A 16,406-nucleotide genomic window follows, 5' to 3' on the forward strand; every position below is an offset into this window, starting at 1 on the left:
TTTTTTTGGGGAAGAATTACCAGAGTTCTGGGTGACGGAATACGGTTCCGTTAAATTTAGCAATAATTTTTTGATTTTGGTTGTAAACAATTGACTCATAGCGTCCAATTGTTTTTCCGCAATTGATTTCTTTGCAGATTACAAGGAGTTCATCGTTTACAAATACGGGGGCAATGTGCGCGATTGAAGTTTCGATACTTACTGCTTTTTGTCCGCGACTATTGGCTGCAAAGGCTAAAGCAGAGTCTGAAATGGAATAGGAAATACCGCCGTGAGCAGTTTGATGACCGTTGACCATTTCTGGTCGAACAGTGATGGTTAGTTTACAGAAACCAGGTTCTATCTCAAGAATTCGGATGCCTAACCATTGGGAAAAGGCATCCGTATTCATCATTTCAGTGACAATATCTTGAGGTGTTTTCATCTTAATCTAAAGATCTTGAAAGCAAAGAAATCATTGCTAAAATCACTATGAATAACTGTGTTGCAGTTTCATCGTCCAATGTAACTCCTTCAGCATCTTCCATTCCGATTTCCATTGCCAAGAATTTCACTAAATCTGGTTGGTCGGAAAAATCTTCTAAAATACCATCATCTTCATTTTCAAAGTACTCATCCAATAATTGAAAATACGGTTCTTCAAATCCATCAATTAACTCTTCGCTTACACTTTTTGGATGTAATCCTGCTTGAGCATAAGCTTCCAAAACTACGGTGTAATAGTAAATCAATAAACTTTCTAATCCTTCATTTTGGTATTCTTGCGCAGCAGACATAATGTATCCCAAAAGAACGGGTTGAGCTGCTGTTTGAGCTTCTGATAATCTGTCTAAAGCGTTATCATCTAATCCATCAACTTTTTGGATTGCCGCTTCAATGTGTCCTATTGAGACTTGTGCCATGTTTTATTTTTTTAAGCAAATGTACTGTAATCTTTAGAGATATGTTTCCGAATTGGCTTTTGATTTAACCATAAATTACTCTTAAAAAAAATCTGAAAAAATCAGCAAGCTCGTGAATTGGATAAATACTATCTTTGAAACATGGCATATTTTACAAAAGATTATCTGGATTTCTTTATTGAGCTTGCTGCAAACAACAATAAAGATTGGTTTGATATAAATAGAAAACGCTACGAAAATTCGGTAAAGAAACCATTTGCTGAGTTTGTGCAGATTTTTATTAATCACGTTGCTAAAACAAATCCGGCATTTAAAGACCTTACGGCATCAGAATGTATCTTTAGAATCAATAGAGACATTCGTTTCTCTAAAGATAAAACACCTTATAAGTTAATGTGCTCAGCTGTAGTTGCACCAAATGGAAAGAAATCGAAAAGTATTCACGGAGTTTATTTTGAATTCGGGCCTGAAGAAGTGCGTGTTTATGGTGGTGTATATGAAATTGAAAAGGAAGATTTGTTCTTGGTTCGAGAAGGTATTGCTCAAAACGCGAAGGAATTTAATTCACTTATTTCAGATAAAAAGTTTGTAGAATTATTTGGGGAAGTTCTCGGAGAACGAAATAAAATTGCCCCCAAAGAATTCAAAGAAGAGGCCGGAAATCAGCCTTATATTTTAAATAAACAATGGTATTTCTTTACCAAATTTGATGCGGAACTTATTTTGCAAGATACTCTTTTGGAAACTTTAGATAATTGCTTGCAGGTAGGTTTGCCACTCGAAACATTTTTTAATAAATTCATTCAAAGATCATAATTATGAATAAGTATTTGTCACTTTTAGTTTTCTTTATTCTTGGGGTAAACGCTTTTGCTCAGAAGAAACAATTATCTCTTTCTGATGCTGTTTTGCAACAATACAGGTCTTTTAGGGATGAACAAATGAATGGTGTTGCTTGGATTCCAGGAACAGATTCGTATGTGTATGTGAGTAATAATTATCAACTCCTGTATCAAGCTTCGGTGAAGAAAACGACTCCTGAGCAACTCTTAACAATTCAAGAAGCAAATACGGTTTTGGGAGCTCAATTGTATAGTTTCTATGGTTTTTCTTTCATTAATAGCGATGAGTTATTATTGACTGATGGAAACAATTACTACAAATTGAATCTGAAAACAAAAACGGGTTCAAAATTAGTTACTGTTCAAGAAGAAGGTGGTGGAGCAGAATTCGAAATCACAACTGGAAGTGCTGCTTATACCCTAGAAAATAATTTGTGGATAATTAATGCAAAGGGCGAAAAGATTGCGGTTACTTCTAATACAGATAAAAGTATCGTTTCTGGTCAGACTTATGCTCGAAGTGAATTTGGAATTACTGATGGGATTTTTTGGTCGGGAAAAGGAGCGTATTTGGCATTTTATCAAAAGGATGAAACAGATGTAAAATCGTATCCACTTGTTGATATCACAAAAACTCCAGCCGAATTAATGAATATCAAATATCCAATGGCTGGTCAAGGTTCTGAAAAGCCAAAAGTGGGAATTTATTCTATTTCTACTGGGAAAACGGTTTTCATTTCGCCAAAAAGTACAGCTGATAGCTATTTGACAAACTTATCTTGGACACCAGATGAACAATTTGTTCTAATTGCAGAAGTCAATAGAGATCAAAATCACATGTGGCTAAATCAATACGATGCAAAAACGGGAGCGTTTGTTAGAACTATTTTAGAAGAGCAAAATGACAAATGGGTAGAGCCTGAGCATCCAGCTTTCTTTCCATTGAGTACTTCTAATAATTTCATTTGGATTTCAGAAAAGGATGGATTCAATAATTTATACTATTATTCCATTGAAGGGAAATTAATGAAGCAGCTTACTGCAAATAAATTTGTAGTGAAGGATATTTTGCAGTCAATCAATAAAGGAAAAGATGTTGTTTTTTCAGCGACAGGAACCAGCGGATTGAATACTTTGTATTATGCTGTTGATTTAAATGGAAAACAACGCTGCTTGACTTTAGAAGAAGGAACTCATGGAATTTCAATCAATGAGTCGGGAACTTATTTTATTGATCAATATTCTTCGCATGCTGTTCCTGGTAAATATGAGTTGAAAACAATAACTGGTAAAGCGGTAAAGACGCTTTTGACAACAAAAAATAAATTGGAGGAAATACAAATAGGAACGGCAGATATTGGACAAATAAAAGCAGAAGATGGTTCTGTTTTGTATACGCGATTGATTAAACCAAGCAATTTCGACCCAACTAAAAAGTATCCAGTAATGGTTTATGTTTATGGAGGTCCACATGCCCAGATGATTACAAATTCGTGGTTAGATGGTGCAAATTTATGGATGTATTGGATGGCTGAACAAGGTTATTTAGTTTTTACCTTGGATAATCGTGGTTCTGGAGAACGTGGTTTTGCTTTTGAAAATCAAATTCACAGACAATTGGGTGTTGTTGAAATCAACGATCAAATGAAAGGGATTGAGTATTTGAAATCGTTGCCTTATGTAGATTCTGATCGGTTTGCTGTTCATGGCTGGTCTTTTGGTGGATTTATGACAACTTCATTGATGTTGAAGCAAGCTGAAACATTTAAAGTTGGAGTTGCTGGTGGACCAGTGACGGATTGGAAGTATTACGAAATCATGTATGGAGAACGTTATATGGATCGACCACAAGAAAATGAAAAAGGATACGAAGAAGCTTCCTTAATGACTCATGCAGGTAAATTAAAAGGTGATTTGTTGTTGATTCACGGAACGGTTGATGATGTAGTTGTTCCTCAACACAATGATGCATTGTTGAAAAAGTTTATTGAATTGGGAATTCAAATCGATTTCTTCCATTATCCGATGCATAAACATAATGTGATTGGTAAAGATCGTGTTCATTTGATGCAGAAGGTATTGGATTATATTATTGAACATAATAAATAGAAAGTACAATTTAGATTGAAAAGAGAAGTTCGCTTCTCTTTTTTTTTGAACCATCATAAATTATGACTAAATTTGTCATGATAATTAATGTCATATGAAAGAGATTCTTCAAAATGCTAGAAAGGCCAAAGGGTTGCTTTCGAGAGAGCTTGCAAACTTATTGGGTGTTGATCAATCTTTGATTAGTAAATTTGAGAATGGGAAACGATTGCCCTCTGAAAAACAATTGATTGAGCTGTCAAATGTTCTTTCGATCAACTTAGATGAATTGAAAAAAGCTTGGCTAACGCAGAAAATTCTAGGGGATGTGAAGAAGTACACATTTGCCGAAGAGGTTTTATTCATGGTCAATGAAGCGCTTGCTAGTTATGCTCCAAAAAGAGAATTTGAAGATTTATCGATTGAGAAAACATTGGATGAAATAGATTCAATGAAAAAGAATCTCGATCAAGTCCGTGAATTTGAAAATTATCGAATTACGGAAGCACTGGAATTGGAATATACTTATGAGAGTAATCGCATTGAAGGAAATACATTAACTCTTCGTGAAACGGATATGGTAGTCAATAAAGGATTAACAGTTTCAGGGAAAAGTTTGGTGGAGCATTTAGAAGCAATCAATCACGGTGATGCAATTCATTATGTAAAAGAGTTGGTTTCTAAAAATTCAATCCTCACCAAGCGCGAATTATTAAGTATTCATAACCTAATTCTTCGTGGAATAAATCAATCTGAAGCAGGTAAATTTCGCAGAATTCAAGTGATGATTCAAGGAAGTAGTCATCTTCCACCGCCACCTTATTTGGTTGAAAAACAAATGGAAGATTATTTCATTTGGTACGAAAGAAATAGAGGAAATCTTCATCCGGTAGTTTTGGCAGCAGAGATGCATGAGCGTTTAGTGACGATTCACCCTTTTATTGATGGGAATGGAAGAACTTCTCGTTTGATTATGAACATGATTCTTTTACAAAATGGCTTAGTCATTGCAAATATGAAAGGAGATAATACTTCGCGCTACGCTTATTATGAGGCTCTTGAGTCCGTGCAGTCTTCAGGAAAAAAAGATTCATTTATTCGTTATGTGGCCGAAATTGAAAAACAAAGCCTTGAAAGATATCTTTCAATTTTGAAGTAAAAAACAGAATTTTGTTGGAAAATGAACCTGATTATTCTTCGATTAATCGGTTCATTTCCTTTTTGAATCTTATCTTTGTTGGAAAAATAATCCAAATGTCAGATATTCTTACAAAGACCATGGGATCTACACTAAGAACAGGTAAAGAAGTTTTATTGAAGGCTTTTCGTTTGATGGCTACAGCAAAAACATTGGCCGAAAAATACGAAGCAAATAAAGAAATTACTGCCAAATATGTGCATGCGACTTCTCGTGGCCATGAAGCCATTCAATTGGCTGTTGGATTACAGTTGAAGCCACAAGATTGGGTTTCACCGTATTACCGAGATGATAGTATTCTTCTTGGAATAGGAATGACACCTTATGATTTGATGTTGCAAGTTTTTGCAAAGAAAGATGATCCATTTTCCGGAGGAAGAACCTATTATTCTCATCCATCTTTGAAAAGGGATGATATGCCAAAAATCCCTCATCAATCTTCAGCAACTGGGATGCAAGCTATTCCAACTACTGGAATAGCGATGGGGATTCAATACAAAGAAAAAACGGGAATTGCAGAAGATTACAAGGGTGAAAACCCGGTTGTGGTTTGCTCTTTAGGAGATGCTTCTTGTACCGAAGGAGAAGTTTCAGAAGCTTTCCAAATGGCAGCGCTAAAGCAATTTCCAATCGTATATTTAGTTCAAGATAATGGTTGGGATATTTCAGCGAATGCAGCTGAGACAAGGGCTCAGGATATTACACATTATGCACAGGGATTTAAAGGAATCGAAGTTAGAACGATTGATGGAAGCGATTTCGATTTGTCTTTTCAAACGGTGCAAGAGGTTTTTGAAATCGTTCGAAAGGAAAGAAGACCTTTTATAATTCATGCGAAAGTTCCGCTTTTGGGACATCACACGTCTGGAGTTCGCAAAGAATGGTACAGAGATGATTTGGAAGAAGCTGCTACAAGAGATCCTTATCCGAAATTGAAAGAAATTATTCGTGAACTGGAAGGTGAAGCGGATGTTATCAATATCGAAGCAGAAGTTCGGAAATTAGTGGATGAAGATTATGAGAAAGCATTGAACGCTGAAGATCCGATCCCTTCAAGTGTTACAGATTTTATTTTTGCTCCAACTCCAGTTACAGAAGAGAAAGGTGAACGTGAACCTGCTGGAAAGAAAAAAACGGTCATGGTGGATAGCGCTTTGTTTGCTGTTCGTGAAATTATGTCACAACACCCGGAAGCTTTGCTATATGGACAAGATGTTGGTGGAAGATTGGGTGGTGTTTTTAGAGAGGCTGCAACATTGGCTCAAACCTTTGGAGATGATCGCGTGTTTAATACTCCAATCCAAGAAGCATTTATTATTGGATCAACGGTCGGAATGTCGGCAGTTGGTTTGAAGCCTTTCGTGGAAGTTCAATTTGCAGATTATATTTGGCCAGGATTGAATCAGTTGTTTACAGAGGTTTCTCGATCCAATTATTTATCAAACGGAAAATGGCCTGTTAGCTGTGTGATTCGCGTTCCAATTGGAGCTTATGGATCTGGTGGACCTTACCATTCTTCGAGTGTAGAGTCTGTTTTGGCAAATATTCGTGGAATTAAGGTGGTTTATCCTTCAACAGGAGCTGATTTAAAAGGTTTAATGAAAGCTGCATTTTACGATCCAAATCCAGTTGTTATTTTAGAACACAAGGGTTTGTATTGGTCGAAAATAGCTGGTACTGAAGGGGCGATGTCAATCGAGCCAGATGAAGATTATATTATTCCGATTGGTAAAGCGCGTATTGTGCAGGAGGCTTCAGACTCTGCAATTGAAAAAGGAGAGTCTTGCGTAGTAATCACTTACGGACGTGGAGTTTATTGGACTTTAGAAGCTGCAAAACAGTACGAAGGACGCGTGGAAATATTGGATTTGCGTTCCATAAATCCGCTGGATATGGAGGCAATTTACACTTCTGTTGAAAAACATGGAAAAGTATTGTTGGTTACGGAAGAATCCGTTGAAGCCTCATTTACACTTGGTTTGGCTGGTCGTATTCAACGTGATTGCTTTACTCATCTAGATGCTCCAATTGGTTTAGTTGGTGCAATTGATACACCTGCAATTCCATTGAATTCCATACTAGAGGCTGAATTGTTGCCAAATGCGGATAAAGTGAAAACTGGACTTGATAACCTCCTAAATTATTAAACTTGTAAACATCACTCGTTTTATAATTAATTCAAAATATCCGAAAAGGGACTTCATCTGAGCTTACTTTTATAGAGAGTAAGTCTATGAAAATCGGAAGTATACATACAATTGGCGCAATTGCGCAGTTTTTGGGAAGAACAGTAGTTGGGGACGAATCCTTGATTGTTACTGGAATAAATGAAATTCATCGTGTTGAAGCGGGAGATTTGGTCTTTGTAGATCATCCAAAATACTATGATAAAGCGGTTCATTCAGCTGCAACTTTTATTTTGATTGACAAAGAAGTGGAAGTTCCAGCGGGTAAAGCGCTGATTATTTCGCCAGAACCTTTTGATGATTACAATAAATTGACGCGTAAATTTTCTCCCTACAGACCGCAAATGTCGATGACGGGAGAAAATTGTCAAATTGCAGAATCTGCACACCTTTCTCCTAATTGTTTTATTGGACATGATGTCACAATTGGTGAAAATGTAACCATTCATCCTGGCGCTTATATTGGCGATGGGACAGTCATCGAAGAAAACACAATCATTGGTCCGAATGCAATCATTGGACATTACGCTTTTTATTATAAGAAAAAACCAAACGGTTATGACCGCATGCATAGTTGTGGATTCGTTTACATTGAAAAAAATGTAGAGATTGGTGCTGGAACTACCATTGATGCTGGTGTGAGTGCTATCACTCGGATTGGTGAAGGAACAAAAATCGATAATCAAGTCCAAATTGGTCACGACACCATCATTGGGAAACACTGTTTGATTGCGGCACAGGTTGGAATTGCTGGTTGTGTAACCTTAGAAGATCGTGTAACCATGTGGGGACAAGTTGGCTGTATTTCTGATGTGACTATCGGAGAAGGAGCAGTGATTTTGGCTCAATCAGGAATTTCAAAATCCCTAGAAGGTGGAAAAGTGTATTTCGGAAGTCCATGTGAAGAAGCGAAGCAAAAAATGCGTGAGTTGGCAACGATAAAAAACTTAGTGGAGAATAGACGAAAATGATAAAGATTGAAAAACGCATAGCAAGTTTAGAATCACAAGTTGAATTGGGAGAGTTTCGTCTCAATTCGCTTTTGGAGCTAACACGCGCTATTGCGATCAATCAAAGTATCGAGCAAATTGTTAGAATGTTCGAATTCGTGATGCGTGAGCAATTAGGGTTCGATCACTTCTTGCTTTTTAATAAGGAAAATCAGTGGAGTCCACTTTTGAAAATTGGATTAAAAAGCAAAGTCAAAGATATTTCCGTTGAAAAAGAGTTGTATCGTTTTCGCGAAATTACGGTCATAGAATCCAGTTATTCCCCTATTATTGATGAGTTTGACATCATTGTTCCAGTTTTTCACAAAGACAAACCTTTAGCCTATTTGTTAATAGCAGGGATTGAGGGAACTGGAATCAAAAAATCGGAAACTTTGGCAGATATGCGCTTTGTTCAAACGCTAACCAATATGGTTGTAATGGCGATTGAAAACAAGCGAATGGCGCGTGAGGAATTGAAGAGAGAGCGTCTAAAAAAAGAGCTGGAAGTAGCTTCTGAGATGCAAAAACTTTTGTTTCCTTCTGATTTACCGTCCAACAAACAAATGGATATTTCTGCCAAATATATTCCGCGTCATGAAGTTGGTGGAGATTATTACGATTTCATTCCTTTGGGAGAAAGCAAATACGTGATTTGTATAGCTGATGTTAGTGGAAAAGGAATCAGTGCTGCAATGTTAATGGCAAATTTTCAAGCAACTATTCGTACATTTTATTCGACAGTTCATCAAATCCGCCCGTTTTCACTCGAGTTTTTAATTGAAGAACTCAACAAGAAAGTCATGACTAGTGCAAAAGGGGAGAAGTTCATTACTTTCTTCATCGCCGTTTACAATGCAGAAACGCGCGAGCTAGATTACGTAAATGCGGGGCATAATCAACCCATTATCACAAACGGTAAAGAGAAGAAACTATTGGATATTGGTTGTGTTGGACTGGGAATGTTTGAAGAAATGCCCTTCATCCAAGTAGGGAAAGAAATTCTTAAGCCAAATACTACGCTGATTTTGTATACGGATGGCGTTGTTGAGTTAGAGGATGAAAAAAATGAGCATTTCGAATTGGAACGTTTGATCAAAATCTATCATAATTTCTACCGTTTGAGTATGGAGGATATGAATAACATTGTATTTTCAAAATTGGACGAGTGGAGAGGGAATCGTAAGTTAGTGGACGACACCGCAATTTTCTCCTGTCGATTCTTCTAAGTTTTTGGTTACTTTCGCAAAAAGACTAACATGAAATCAATCAATTTAACACTCCTACTACAACTTTTGCTATTAGTAACTAGTTCCCAGCTTTTTGCTCAAGACGATGAAATTGAACGTCCTGCGGAAGTTAATCTTACAAAAAGTGAAGCTTATCCCGTTGTTGATGCTTCGTCCAAGATGTATTTTAGGGTAGCTGAAAATCAAGTTTTAGCAGTTAAGCAGGTGAAAACAGGCTTCATTTTTCAAAAGTTTGAAGGTGAACAATTGAATATAAAAAACACAATCACAGAGCCATTTGAATTTAAAAAAACAAATTTTAAAGGAATTTACAACATTGATTCAAAATTAGTATTAATGTATTCCATCTATGAGAAAAGTCAAAAAACCACCAGTTATTACGCGCAAACAATCAACTCGGAAAACGGTGGTTTTAGCTCTACTCCAAAACTTTTGTTGACAATTGAAAAGGATATTACTTCTTTTAATTTTGATATTTCTGCTGACCGGAAAATTCTTGCAATTAGCTATCGTTATCGACCATCTATAAAAGATGATTCAAAGAATACGGATGTTTTTGGAGTTCATGTTTTTGATGGAGCATTAAATGAATTGTGGAAATCAGATTTGACAATGCCTCAGACTGAGAGCATGATGGATAATCTCGATTTTTCTATTGATTCTGAAGGAAACGCTTACTTCTTGATTAGAAAATTCAAAGAAGAACTAAACCGGTCGAATCGTCAAGATACAGACAATCAATCAATTGCTTTTTTGATTAGTAATGGTGATAAAGCATTAAATGAAGTTGAGTTTAGTCTAGGTAATAATTTGGTCAGTACCGTTGTTATGAAAGAGAATCCACAAGGTGATATAATTTGTGCAGGATATTATCGTAAACCAAAATCTAATGGAATTGATGGTGCTTTTGTTTCTGTTTTAGATAGTAAAGGCAATATAAGTGAACCAAAATTCTATGAGTTCTCATTAGATTTTATCAAGAAATACCAAAATATATCTGAACGTGCGAAGAAAAAAATGGAAAAGGCAGAAGAAAATGATATTTTGTCTTTGAGAAATCTTATTATGAGAGATGTACGTGTTCTCTCAGATGGTAGTATTGTTTTGGCTGGTGAAATCTTTTACGTGACCACTTATACTGATTCTAAAGGAAATACTCATACAACTTATCATTATGATGATGTTATTGTGGTGAAAATTAATCCTGATGGTGAATTGGGCTGGATGGAAAAGTGTTATAAGAGATCCATTTTTGAATCATTTAGATTAATGACTACTGATAAAAACACCTATATCTTATTTTCAGATTATGTAAGTAATGCATCTATGACAGCAGACGGTAGGTCAACTAGCTCTTCAAAAGGAGTTTATGTAACTGCTCATAAATTTGATAATAATACTGCAGAACGCAAGTATTTGCCTTTATTCAATTTAGATAAAATTGACGGAATTAAAGTTTATCAATATGCTCTGAATAGAGTTGTTGGATTATCAGACAATTCTTTTGCAATTGAACTTTATATCAAAAAGAAAAGCGATATGATGTTTAAAGTGACTTTTGAAGAGTAAGTGAACAAACCATAAATTGGTGGAAGACTGTTTCGTTTGAAGCAGTCTTTTTTGTTGAAATAAGAATAATCTGACTATTTAATATGCTAGAATCCTAACAAAATTGTTTAATTCATCGGAAACTGTAGTTTGTTGAGCTGCACTAACGTTTGCTCATTATCGAAAGCAGTGCTTTCTCTTACCGCATCAAATACATCTTTCCAAAATTCTTTTTGAAGTATTGATCAGCTCCAGATTCTCGGTGTTTGATATCTTCACCTAGTATTTTCGCTTTCACTTGATACAGGTATACGCCATTTGCGAGTGGATCTCCAAATTCATCGGTTCCATTCCAGGCGTATTCGGTAATGTTTCTTCCAATACGAATAACCCCAAGTTCATCTTCTGTAATTTCACGAATTACGCGTCCAGATACGGTCATGATTTGGATAATAATGTCATCTGGAACTTCTGTACCCGTTAATGTGAAAACAAAGCGTGTACTTGTTGAGAACGGGTTTGGATAATTCATCATTTGAGTAATGGATGATTCACGAATTACTTCAAATCGCACTTTATATTCATAATCTCCTGAAACATTTCCTGATCGGTCAGTTCCTTGAACAAAAAGTTGGTAGATTCCATCGCTTAAAAATTCTTTTGGATAAACGATTTTAAATTTCAAATTTTGCCCAGTTGCAGGATACCATTGCATAATTGTATTTCCAGAAGCATCAATAAACGGAATGCGTTTTTGAATGCCATCAGGCCCTGTCAAGTAAATCCCGAAGAGTGTTGTATCCGAAATATTATCCATCACCAAGTATGGATTATCATCTTTTAGAGTAATTAATATTTCACTAGTAGGATCAATAATATCTCCGTTCAAGATGTGCTGTCCATTAAAAGTGACATCTAAAATGGGATTTTGATCATCTGCGACTACAAAAACAGGTAATTGTAAGATATTGTTGAAATGATATTGTTCCAATTGATCTGTTTGAACCAAAGAACCATTTACATAGGGATTTACTTCCATCCAAAGAATGTTATAGCCAGTTGTTTCTATGGAGCTGAATTGAATGGTGTCCCGAATGAACTGATGAACACGCAGAGAATCTTGTCTGGGATAAGGAATCACATGTTTAATGTGCTGTGCGTCTTCGAGCCAGTAATCGACTAATAGTGAATCCATATCGTATTCACTGATGTTTGTAACATCAACTGCAAAACTGAAATCCTGTCCTTCATACAAGGTGTCGCCACTTACCGAAGCATAATATCCAGATGATCCGTCAATGGCAGCTTCTGGAACTGGTTGGTAAAGAACATGAATGCGGTCTATTTGTGCAGGTGTTAGATTAATTTTATCTGAGTTATAGATTCCAATTTTTATTCTGGGGTAAATGGTAGCATCAACTAAGCTGTTCAGATTAATGATGGAGTCAATGGGAGTAAACAAGGTATCGATAGTACCAGCCAATGAATTTGTAAGGTCATATTTTTCAATACGTATACGAACACTATCTGTTGACGGTGATTCCAAAGAATCTCTTCTCCAATAAAGGGTTTCCCATTTGAAAGCGGGTCCAATTTGGGGTGTTTTTTCTACCCCGATATAAGCTGGTTTTACAACATTTGCCAGAATTTTTATTTTTGGAACTCCTGCTGGAATATCATTCGTCGGCTGGCTATCTGTCCAAAATTTAACTTCATTAAATGCGGTAGTTCCCTTTCTAAAGAATAGTGCGAATGGATCGTTAGGCTGAGTTGCATTCACGGATGAAAAACCTAAATTTTGAAACATCGTGTACACACTTGGATTGTTTGTATTCCATAAATCAAAGTAGGTGCTATATGGTGTATAGATGATAACATAATTGCTATCAGGAATCCCATTTTGAATCATGTTTTGGAAATTAGCCATGGACGCTGGATCCGTTTGATTAAACGTGAAATAATATTCATAGCGATTTCTGCAACCCTGTCCGCCTTGGTTTCCAAGATTGTTTAAATTTCCAAAGTTCATCGAAGGATCATTATTACTCGCTGCACATCCTGGGCAATGTGTTTTCCATGCTTCTAATGTGGTACCATCAACTACACCAACGTATATATATGGGTTGTAATCACACGTCGCGTAATCCATTGTTTGATTGTCAATTGACCAAGCAATGTAGTAGGTGTCAAATAGAGCAGTTGATTTCATGTTTATGATGCCAATAGTATGGACATCATTTAGAAGGTAAGATCTTTTTCTGGTAGTTCTATCGTAGTTTATATTTGAGAAGCCATTGTTTTTGAATTGAAAAAAATGGTCCTGGCCCCAGCCACTTTTCTCTGGAATGTATTGGAAAGAATATTCCGCCCAGTTTGGAGTTATGCTATCTACGGCAACTCTCCAAAAATAAACGGTGCTATCTGTACAAATCAATGGGAAAGCAGAACCAAATGCGGAGCGCCATTCAGTAGGTCGTACACTTTTTACTCCGCCCAAACCAGTTACTGAAAAGCGTCTAAGTTGAGGGCTATCATAAGTATCAGTGGTATCTAATTCAAAACGATAAGTTCTTATTCCAGCAATTGGATTGATGGTAGATGCTTTAACAGTTATCGTGTCATGAGGAATTACGGCATAGTTATATGGCCAAACAGGAAGTATTCCGTCAATATTTAAAAAGAAATTAGCACTGGCCTGATTATTTGAAATCTCTTCATATTGTTCTGGATAAAAGCTGGGGATATCCACTGAAACGGTAAAAGTATTTACTCCAGCGCTAAATTCGGCTTGTAATGGGAATTTTCGTTTGATAATTGTATCGTAATTGAGTCTCGGTAAGAACAACGTTTTTAATGAATCTACAGTAGAGCCAGGGAAGTTTCTTCTAATTTCAACATTGATGGGTGTTATGATTGATTTTCCAATATTGCGAATGGTGAAGGTTAATTCAATACTATCTACGGATAAATTTATATTGCTTGGGCTTAGGCTTAAATCATTTACTTGAATATCTATCTCAGGATTTGTGCTGTAATTTATTCGAAGTATCGGGTCTCCATGGAGGGTCATTTGCGTACAAGTAGATTCAAGATAAGCTTGACCAGACATTGGAGTTGATGTTCCATAATCCGTATACATTTTTTTAATGGTCTTTTTTATTTGACTTCCAAATGTTGATCCATAGCTTTTATAAGAAAATTGACGGTAAAGTTCCTTTGAATAAATAGCAAGATAGTATTCATAACCAACTGAAATACTTGATAAAAATGCAATTGCTCCTTCATTTGGAATATTGACGAAATTTTCAGAAGTAGAATTAACCGAAGAAAAGATGTTTCCATTGTAACACGAATTGCCAATAACAACTGGATATTTCCCGAAATTATCCCAATTACTAGGTTCGTCAATATTGATTTCAAAACCATTGTTAGAGGCAGCAGCGTGACCGAAAAAGGTCATAATTGAGACACCATCTTCAATTTTTTGGGTTACAGTAGAAACGACATTTGGATCTAAAGGATTACTGGATGTTTTAAAGTAATTCGTAACATTTCCTGCAAAAACAGTGTCTTCAACAATGCCTTTCATGATATTCATCTGTCCTTGAAATGAGTTCTGTTCATTGACAGATGAGCCTCCTACAAAATGCAAGATTTGTTTTTGCCATTTCTTCGTTTCTGAAAAATTTAGACCAGTGTTGTTTTGAGCGTCCTCATATTGCTCCACCTTGGAAAGGTAGTTCTCCACCTCTGTATTGGTTCGCATAGAAAGGCGCCCAGTGGGAATAAGTGGCTCCCAAGTAAACGGGTCAATTAAACCCGCGGTAATGGCATTATCACTTGCCGGATAGCCCAATGGAGGAATCAAGCAAGCTACAAAACCGGGGTCTGAATAACGAGTTTCACTAAAGTTTAACCCTTTTCCAATAAGAAATAATCCTTCTGGTTTTTGAGTACTGTTATCGTAAATAAAATCCGCGAATCGACGAATAGAAACTGGATGCTTTAAAATTCCCGAGCTAAATTGTAGATACAATTCTTCGATGTTTGCTTTGATTACATTATGGCCTCCGCCAGCACTTGAAGCACGGTAGTTTTTATAAGATTCCGTACTGCTGCTTAAACTTGGATGATAAACGAAAAGCAAGGCGGAATCAATGTTTAATGCACTGAAATTGGTGAACATTCCAGTTCCATTTACAGGAGTAAGTATATTTACTGGAATCGAAGAATTGATATCGAGTACCATTACTTCCGTTTCATTCGATGAGGTGTTATTTGGAACGATGAACTGCAATATACCTGCATTTTGAGTAGGTATTTCATATCTTGGAATTGAACCAAGACTCAAAACTAGAGGAGAAGTTCCACTGAAGTTAGCTAAGTCAATACGGCTTTTTAGAGCTCCATTTTGAACAAAAAAGCGATCGAAACTTTGATTGTTACTGGAGGTTTGTTTTGGATATGAAAGGGCTGCATAAGTAAAAATTTGTCGATCGACAGTAACTCCTAAATCCGCAATGATTTCGTGGTGAATATTAGTCGTTCCATTGCTCAAATTACTAGCAGAAAAAGTGCTGCTTGTTTTGACTTGAAAATAATCTCTGTAAGTTGTGTCAATGATTAATAAGTTTCCTGTTCCAAAGGATAATTTGGTGTGATGATTGTGAGCAAGTGGATTCGTACTTCCCAATCCAGAAGAGTTTGAGGAAACCCGGCATTCTAGTTTTACAGGTAAAGCTCCAGCACCGGTATAAACACTTGGAGTAGGAATTGGAACTTCTGATAGATAATCTGATCCAAATGAACTTATTTCGGGTAATCCATAACCCTCTCCTCTAGAATACATAGATCCAGCGGCATCGCCTTCAACAATTCCCTCACAGTAAGAACTTCCATAAGTGCTTCGGAATTCTGAACGAACAAAGTTACTGGGCGTATAGTTGGAATAATTTTGATCTGGTTGAAGCGCAAATCGAAGACCAGTTCCTGTGCTTTTCCAAGAGAAAAAATAGGTAATCGTGTCATTAATTAAACTGTAGCCTGGATTAGCCATTTGATTGGGTCTTGCAAACATGGTGGAATCTAGCCAACCATCATTTTTGTAGGCGTAAAATAAGAGAAAATCTCCGGGGTCAAATGAATTGTCACCATTGTCAACCATGTAAACAGGAACTTCTTTGTCTTTACCAAAGATTTGAAAAGTGTTGGGGTTTAGTCCTGAAATTGGAATTCCATTGGCTGTAAGTGTTGCATAATCGATTTTATACAATCCATTTTGTACGATTTTGAAACCGTAAAATTTTTGGGAATAATCAATCCATTCATTTCCGTATGGTTGACTCCACGCGAAAACAACAGGTAAAAGTGTAAGTAGTATTAAGTAGAGTTTTTTCATAGGCT

At 36.4% G+C, this 16,406-nt stretch carries 10 protein-coding genes; 7 read left to right on the forward strand and 3 right to left on the reverse strand.

All coding sequences use genetic code 11. The features are described 5' to 3' along the window. Positions 1-16: 16 nt before the first annotated feature. Positions 17-424, reverse strand: coding sequence for a hotdog fold thioesterase (locus tag FLUTA_RS12280; protein WP_013687205.1), 408 nt, complete (start codon positions 422-424; stop codon positions 17-19). A 1-nt stretch (position 425) separates the two neighbouring features. Beyond that, complete coding sequence (locus tag FLUTA_RS12285; RefSeq protein WP_013687206.1) at positions 426-902, reverse strand: hypothetical protein; 477 nt, start codon at positions 900-902, stop codon at positions 426-428. Positions 903-1,043: 141 nt separating this feature from the next. Here FLUTA_RS12285 and FLUTA_RS12290 point away from each other — a divergent pair, with 141 nt between their 5' ends. The 7 genes from FLUTA_RS12290 (at position 1,044) to FLUTA_RS12320 (ending at position 11,024) form a co-directional block, all read left to right on the forward strand. Further along, entirely contained in the window at positions 1,044-1,718 is a 675-nt protein-coding gene (locus FLUTA_RS12290; RefSeq protein ID WP_013687207.1) for a DUF2461 domain-containing protein, read from the forward strand. A gap of 2 nt (positions 1,719-1,720) precedes the next feature. Then, positions 1,721-3,853 carry a S9 family peptidase gene (locus FLUTA_RS12295; RefSeq protein ID WP_013687208.1) on the forward strand — a complete coding sequence of 711 codons (2,133 nt, stop codon included), beginning with the start codon at positions 1,721-1,723 and terminating at the stop codon, positions 3,851-3,853. A gap of 94 nt (positions 3,854-3,947) precedes the next feature. Then, positions 3,948-4,991 (forward strand): Fic family protein, encoded by a 1,044-nt coding sequence (locus tag FLUTA_RS12300; protein ID WP_013687209.1) that lies wholly within the window; start codon positions 3,948-3,950, stop codon positions 4,989-4,991. 95 nt (positions 4,992-5,086) lie between these two features. Then, positions 5,087-7,177, forward strand: coding sequence for an alpha-ketoacid dehydrogenase subunit alpha/beta (locus FLUTA_RS12305; RefSeq protein ID WP_083800598.1), 2,091 nt, complete (start codon positions 5,087-5,089; stop codon positions 7,175-7,177). An 86-nt stretch (positions 7,178-7,263) separates the two neighbouring features. Next, on the forward strand, positions 7,264-8,187 hold the full coding sequence (locus tag FLUTA_RS12310) for a UDP-3-O-(3-hydroxymyristoyl)glucosamine N-acyltransferase (protein ID WP_013687211.1): 924 nt from the start codon (positions 7,264-7,266) through the stop codon (positions 8,185-8,187). Then, on the forward strand, positions 8,184-9,434 hold the full coding sequence (locus FLUTA_RS12315; RefSeq protein ID WP_013687212.1) for a PP2C family protein-serine/threonine phosphatase: 1,251 nt from the start codon (positions 8,184-8,186) through the stop codon (positions 9,432-9,434). Before FLUTA_RS12310 ends, FLUTA_RS12315 begins: the two co-directional genes overlap by 4 nt. Positions 9,435-9,464: 30 nt before the next feature. Continuing rightward, positions 9,465-11,024, forward strand: a complete 1,560-nt coding sequence (locus FLUTA_RS12320) for an NHL repeat-containing protein (RefSeq protein WP_013687213.1) — start codon at positions 9,465-9,467, stop codon at positions 11,022-11,024. Between the two features lie 178 nt (positions 11,025-11,202). On the opposite strand, the gene porU2 is transcribed toward FLUTA_RS12320, so the two are convergent. Next, positions 11,203-16,401, reverse strand: a complete 5,199-nt coding sequence (porU2, locus tag FLUTA_RS12325) for a putative type IX secretion system sortase PorU2 (RefSeq protein ID WP_013687214.1) — start codon at positions 16,399-16,401, stop codon at positions 11,203-11,205. Between the last annotated feature and the right edge of the window lie 5 nt (positions 16,402-16,406).

The sequence above is a fragment of the Fluviicola taffensis DSM 16823 genome, assembly GCF_000194605.1.
Taxonomy (GTDB): Bacteria; Bacteroidota; Bacteroidia; order Flavobacteriales_D; family Crocinitomicaceae; genus Fluviicola; species Fluviicola taffensis.

Excerpts from the sequence above, each read along its gene's own strand:
- FLUTA_RS12295 (WP_013687208.1), top strand. The coding sequence starts at position 1,721 with ATGAATAAGTATTTGTCACTTTTAGTTTTCTTTATTCTTGGGGTAAAC.
- FLUTA_RS12280 (WP_013687205.1), bottom strand. The coding sequence starts at position 424 with ATGAAAACACCTCAAGATATTGTCACTGAAATGATGAATACGGATGCC.
- porU2 (WP_013687214.1), bottom strand. The coding sequence starts at position 16,401 with ATGAAAAAACTCTACTTAATACTACTTACACTTTTACCTGTTGTTTTC.
- FLUTA_RS12320 (WP_013687213.1), top strand. The coding sequence starts at position 9,465 with ATGAAATCAATCAATTTAACACTCCTACTACAACTTTTGCTATTAGTA.
- FLUTA_RS12290 (WP_013687207.1), top strand. The coding sequence starts at position 1,044 with ATGGCATATTTTACAAAAGATTATCTGGATTTCTTTATTGAGCTTGCT.
- FLUTA_RS12315 (WP_013687212.1), top strand. The coding sequence starts at position 8,184 with ATGATAAAGATTGAAAAACGCATAGCAAGTTTAGAATCACAAGTTGAA.
- FLUTA_RS12300 (WP_013687209.1), top strand. The coding sequence starts at position 3,948 with ATGAAAGAGATTCTTCAAAATGCTAGAAAGGCCAAAGGGTTGCTTTCG.
- FLUTA_RS12285 (WP_013687206.1), bottom strand. The coding sequence starts at position 902 with ATGGCACAAGTCTCAATAGGACACATTGAAGCGGCAATCCAAAAAGTT.
- FLUTA_RS12310 (WP_013687211.1), top strand. The coding sequence starts at position 7,264 with ATGAAAATCGGAAGTATACATACAATTGGCGCAATTGCGCAGTTTTTG.
- FLUTA_RS12305 (WP_083800598.1), top strand. The coding sequence starts at position 5,087 with ATGTCAGATATTCTTACAAAGACCATGGGATCTACACTAAGAACAGGT.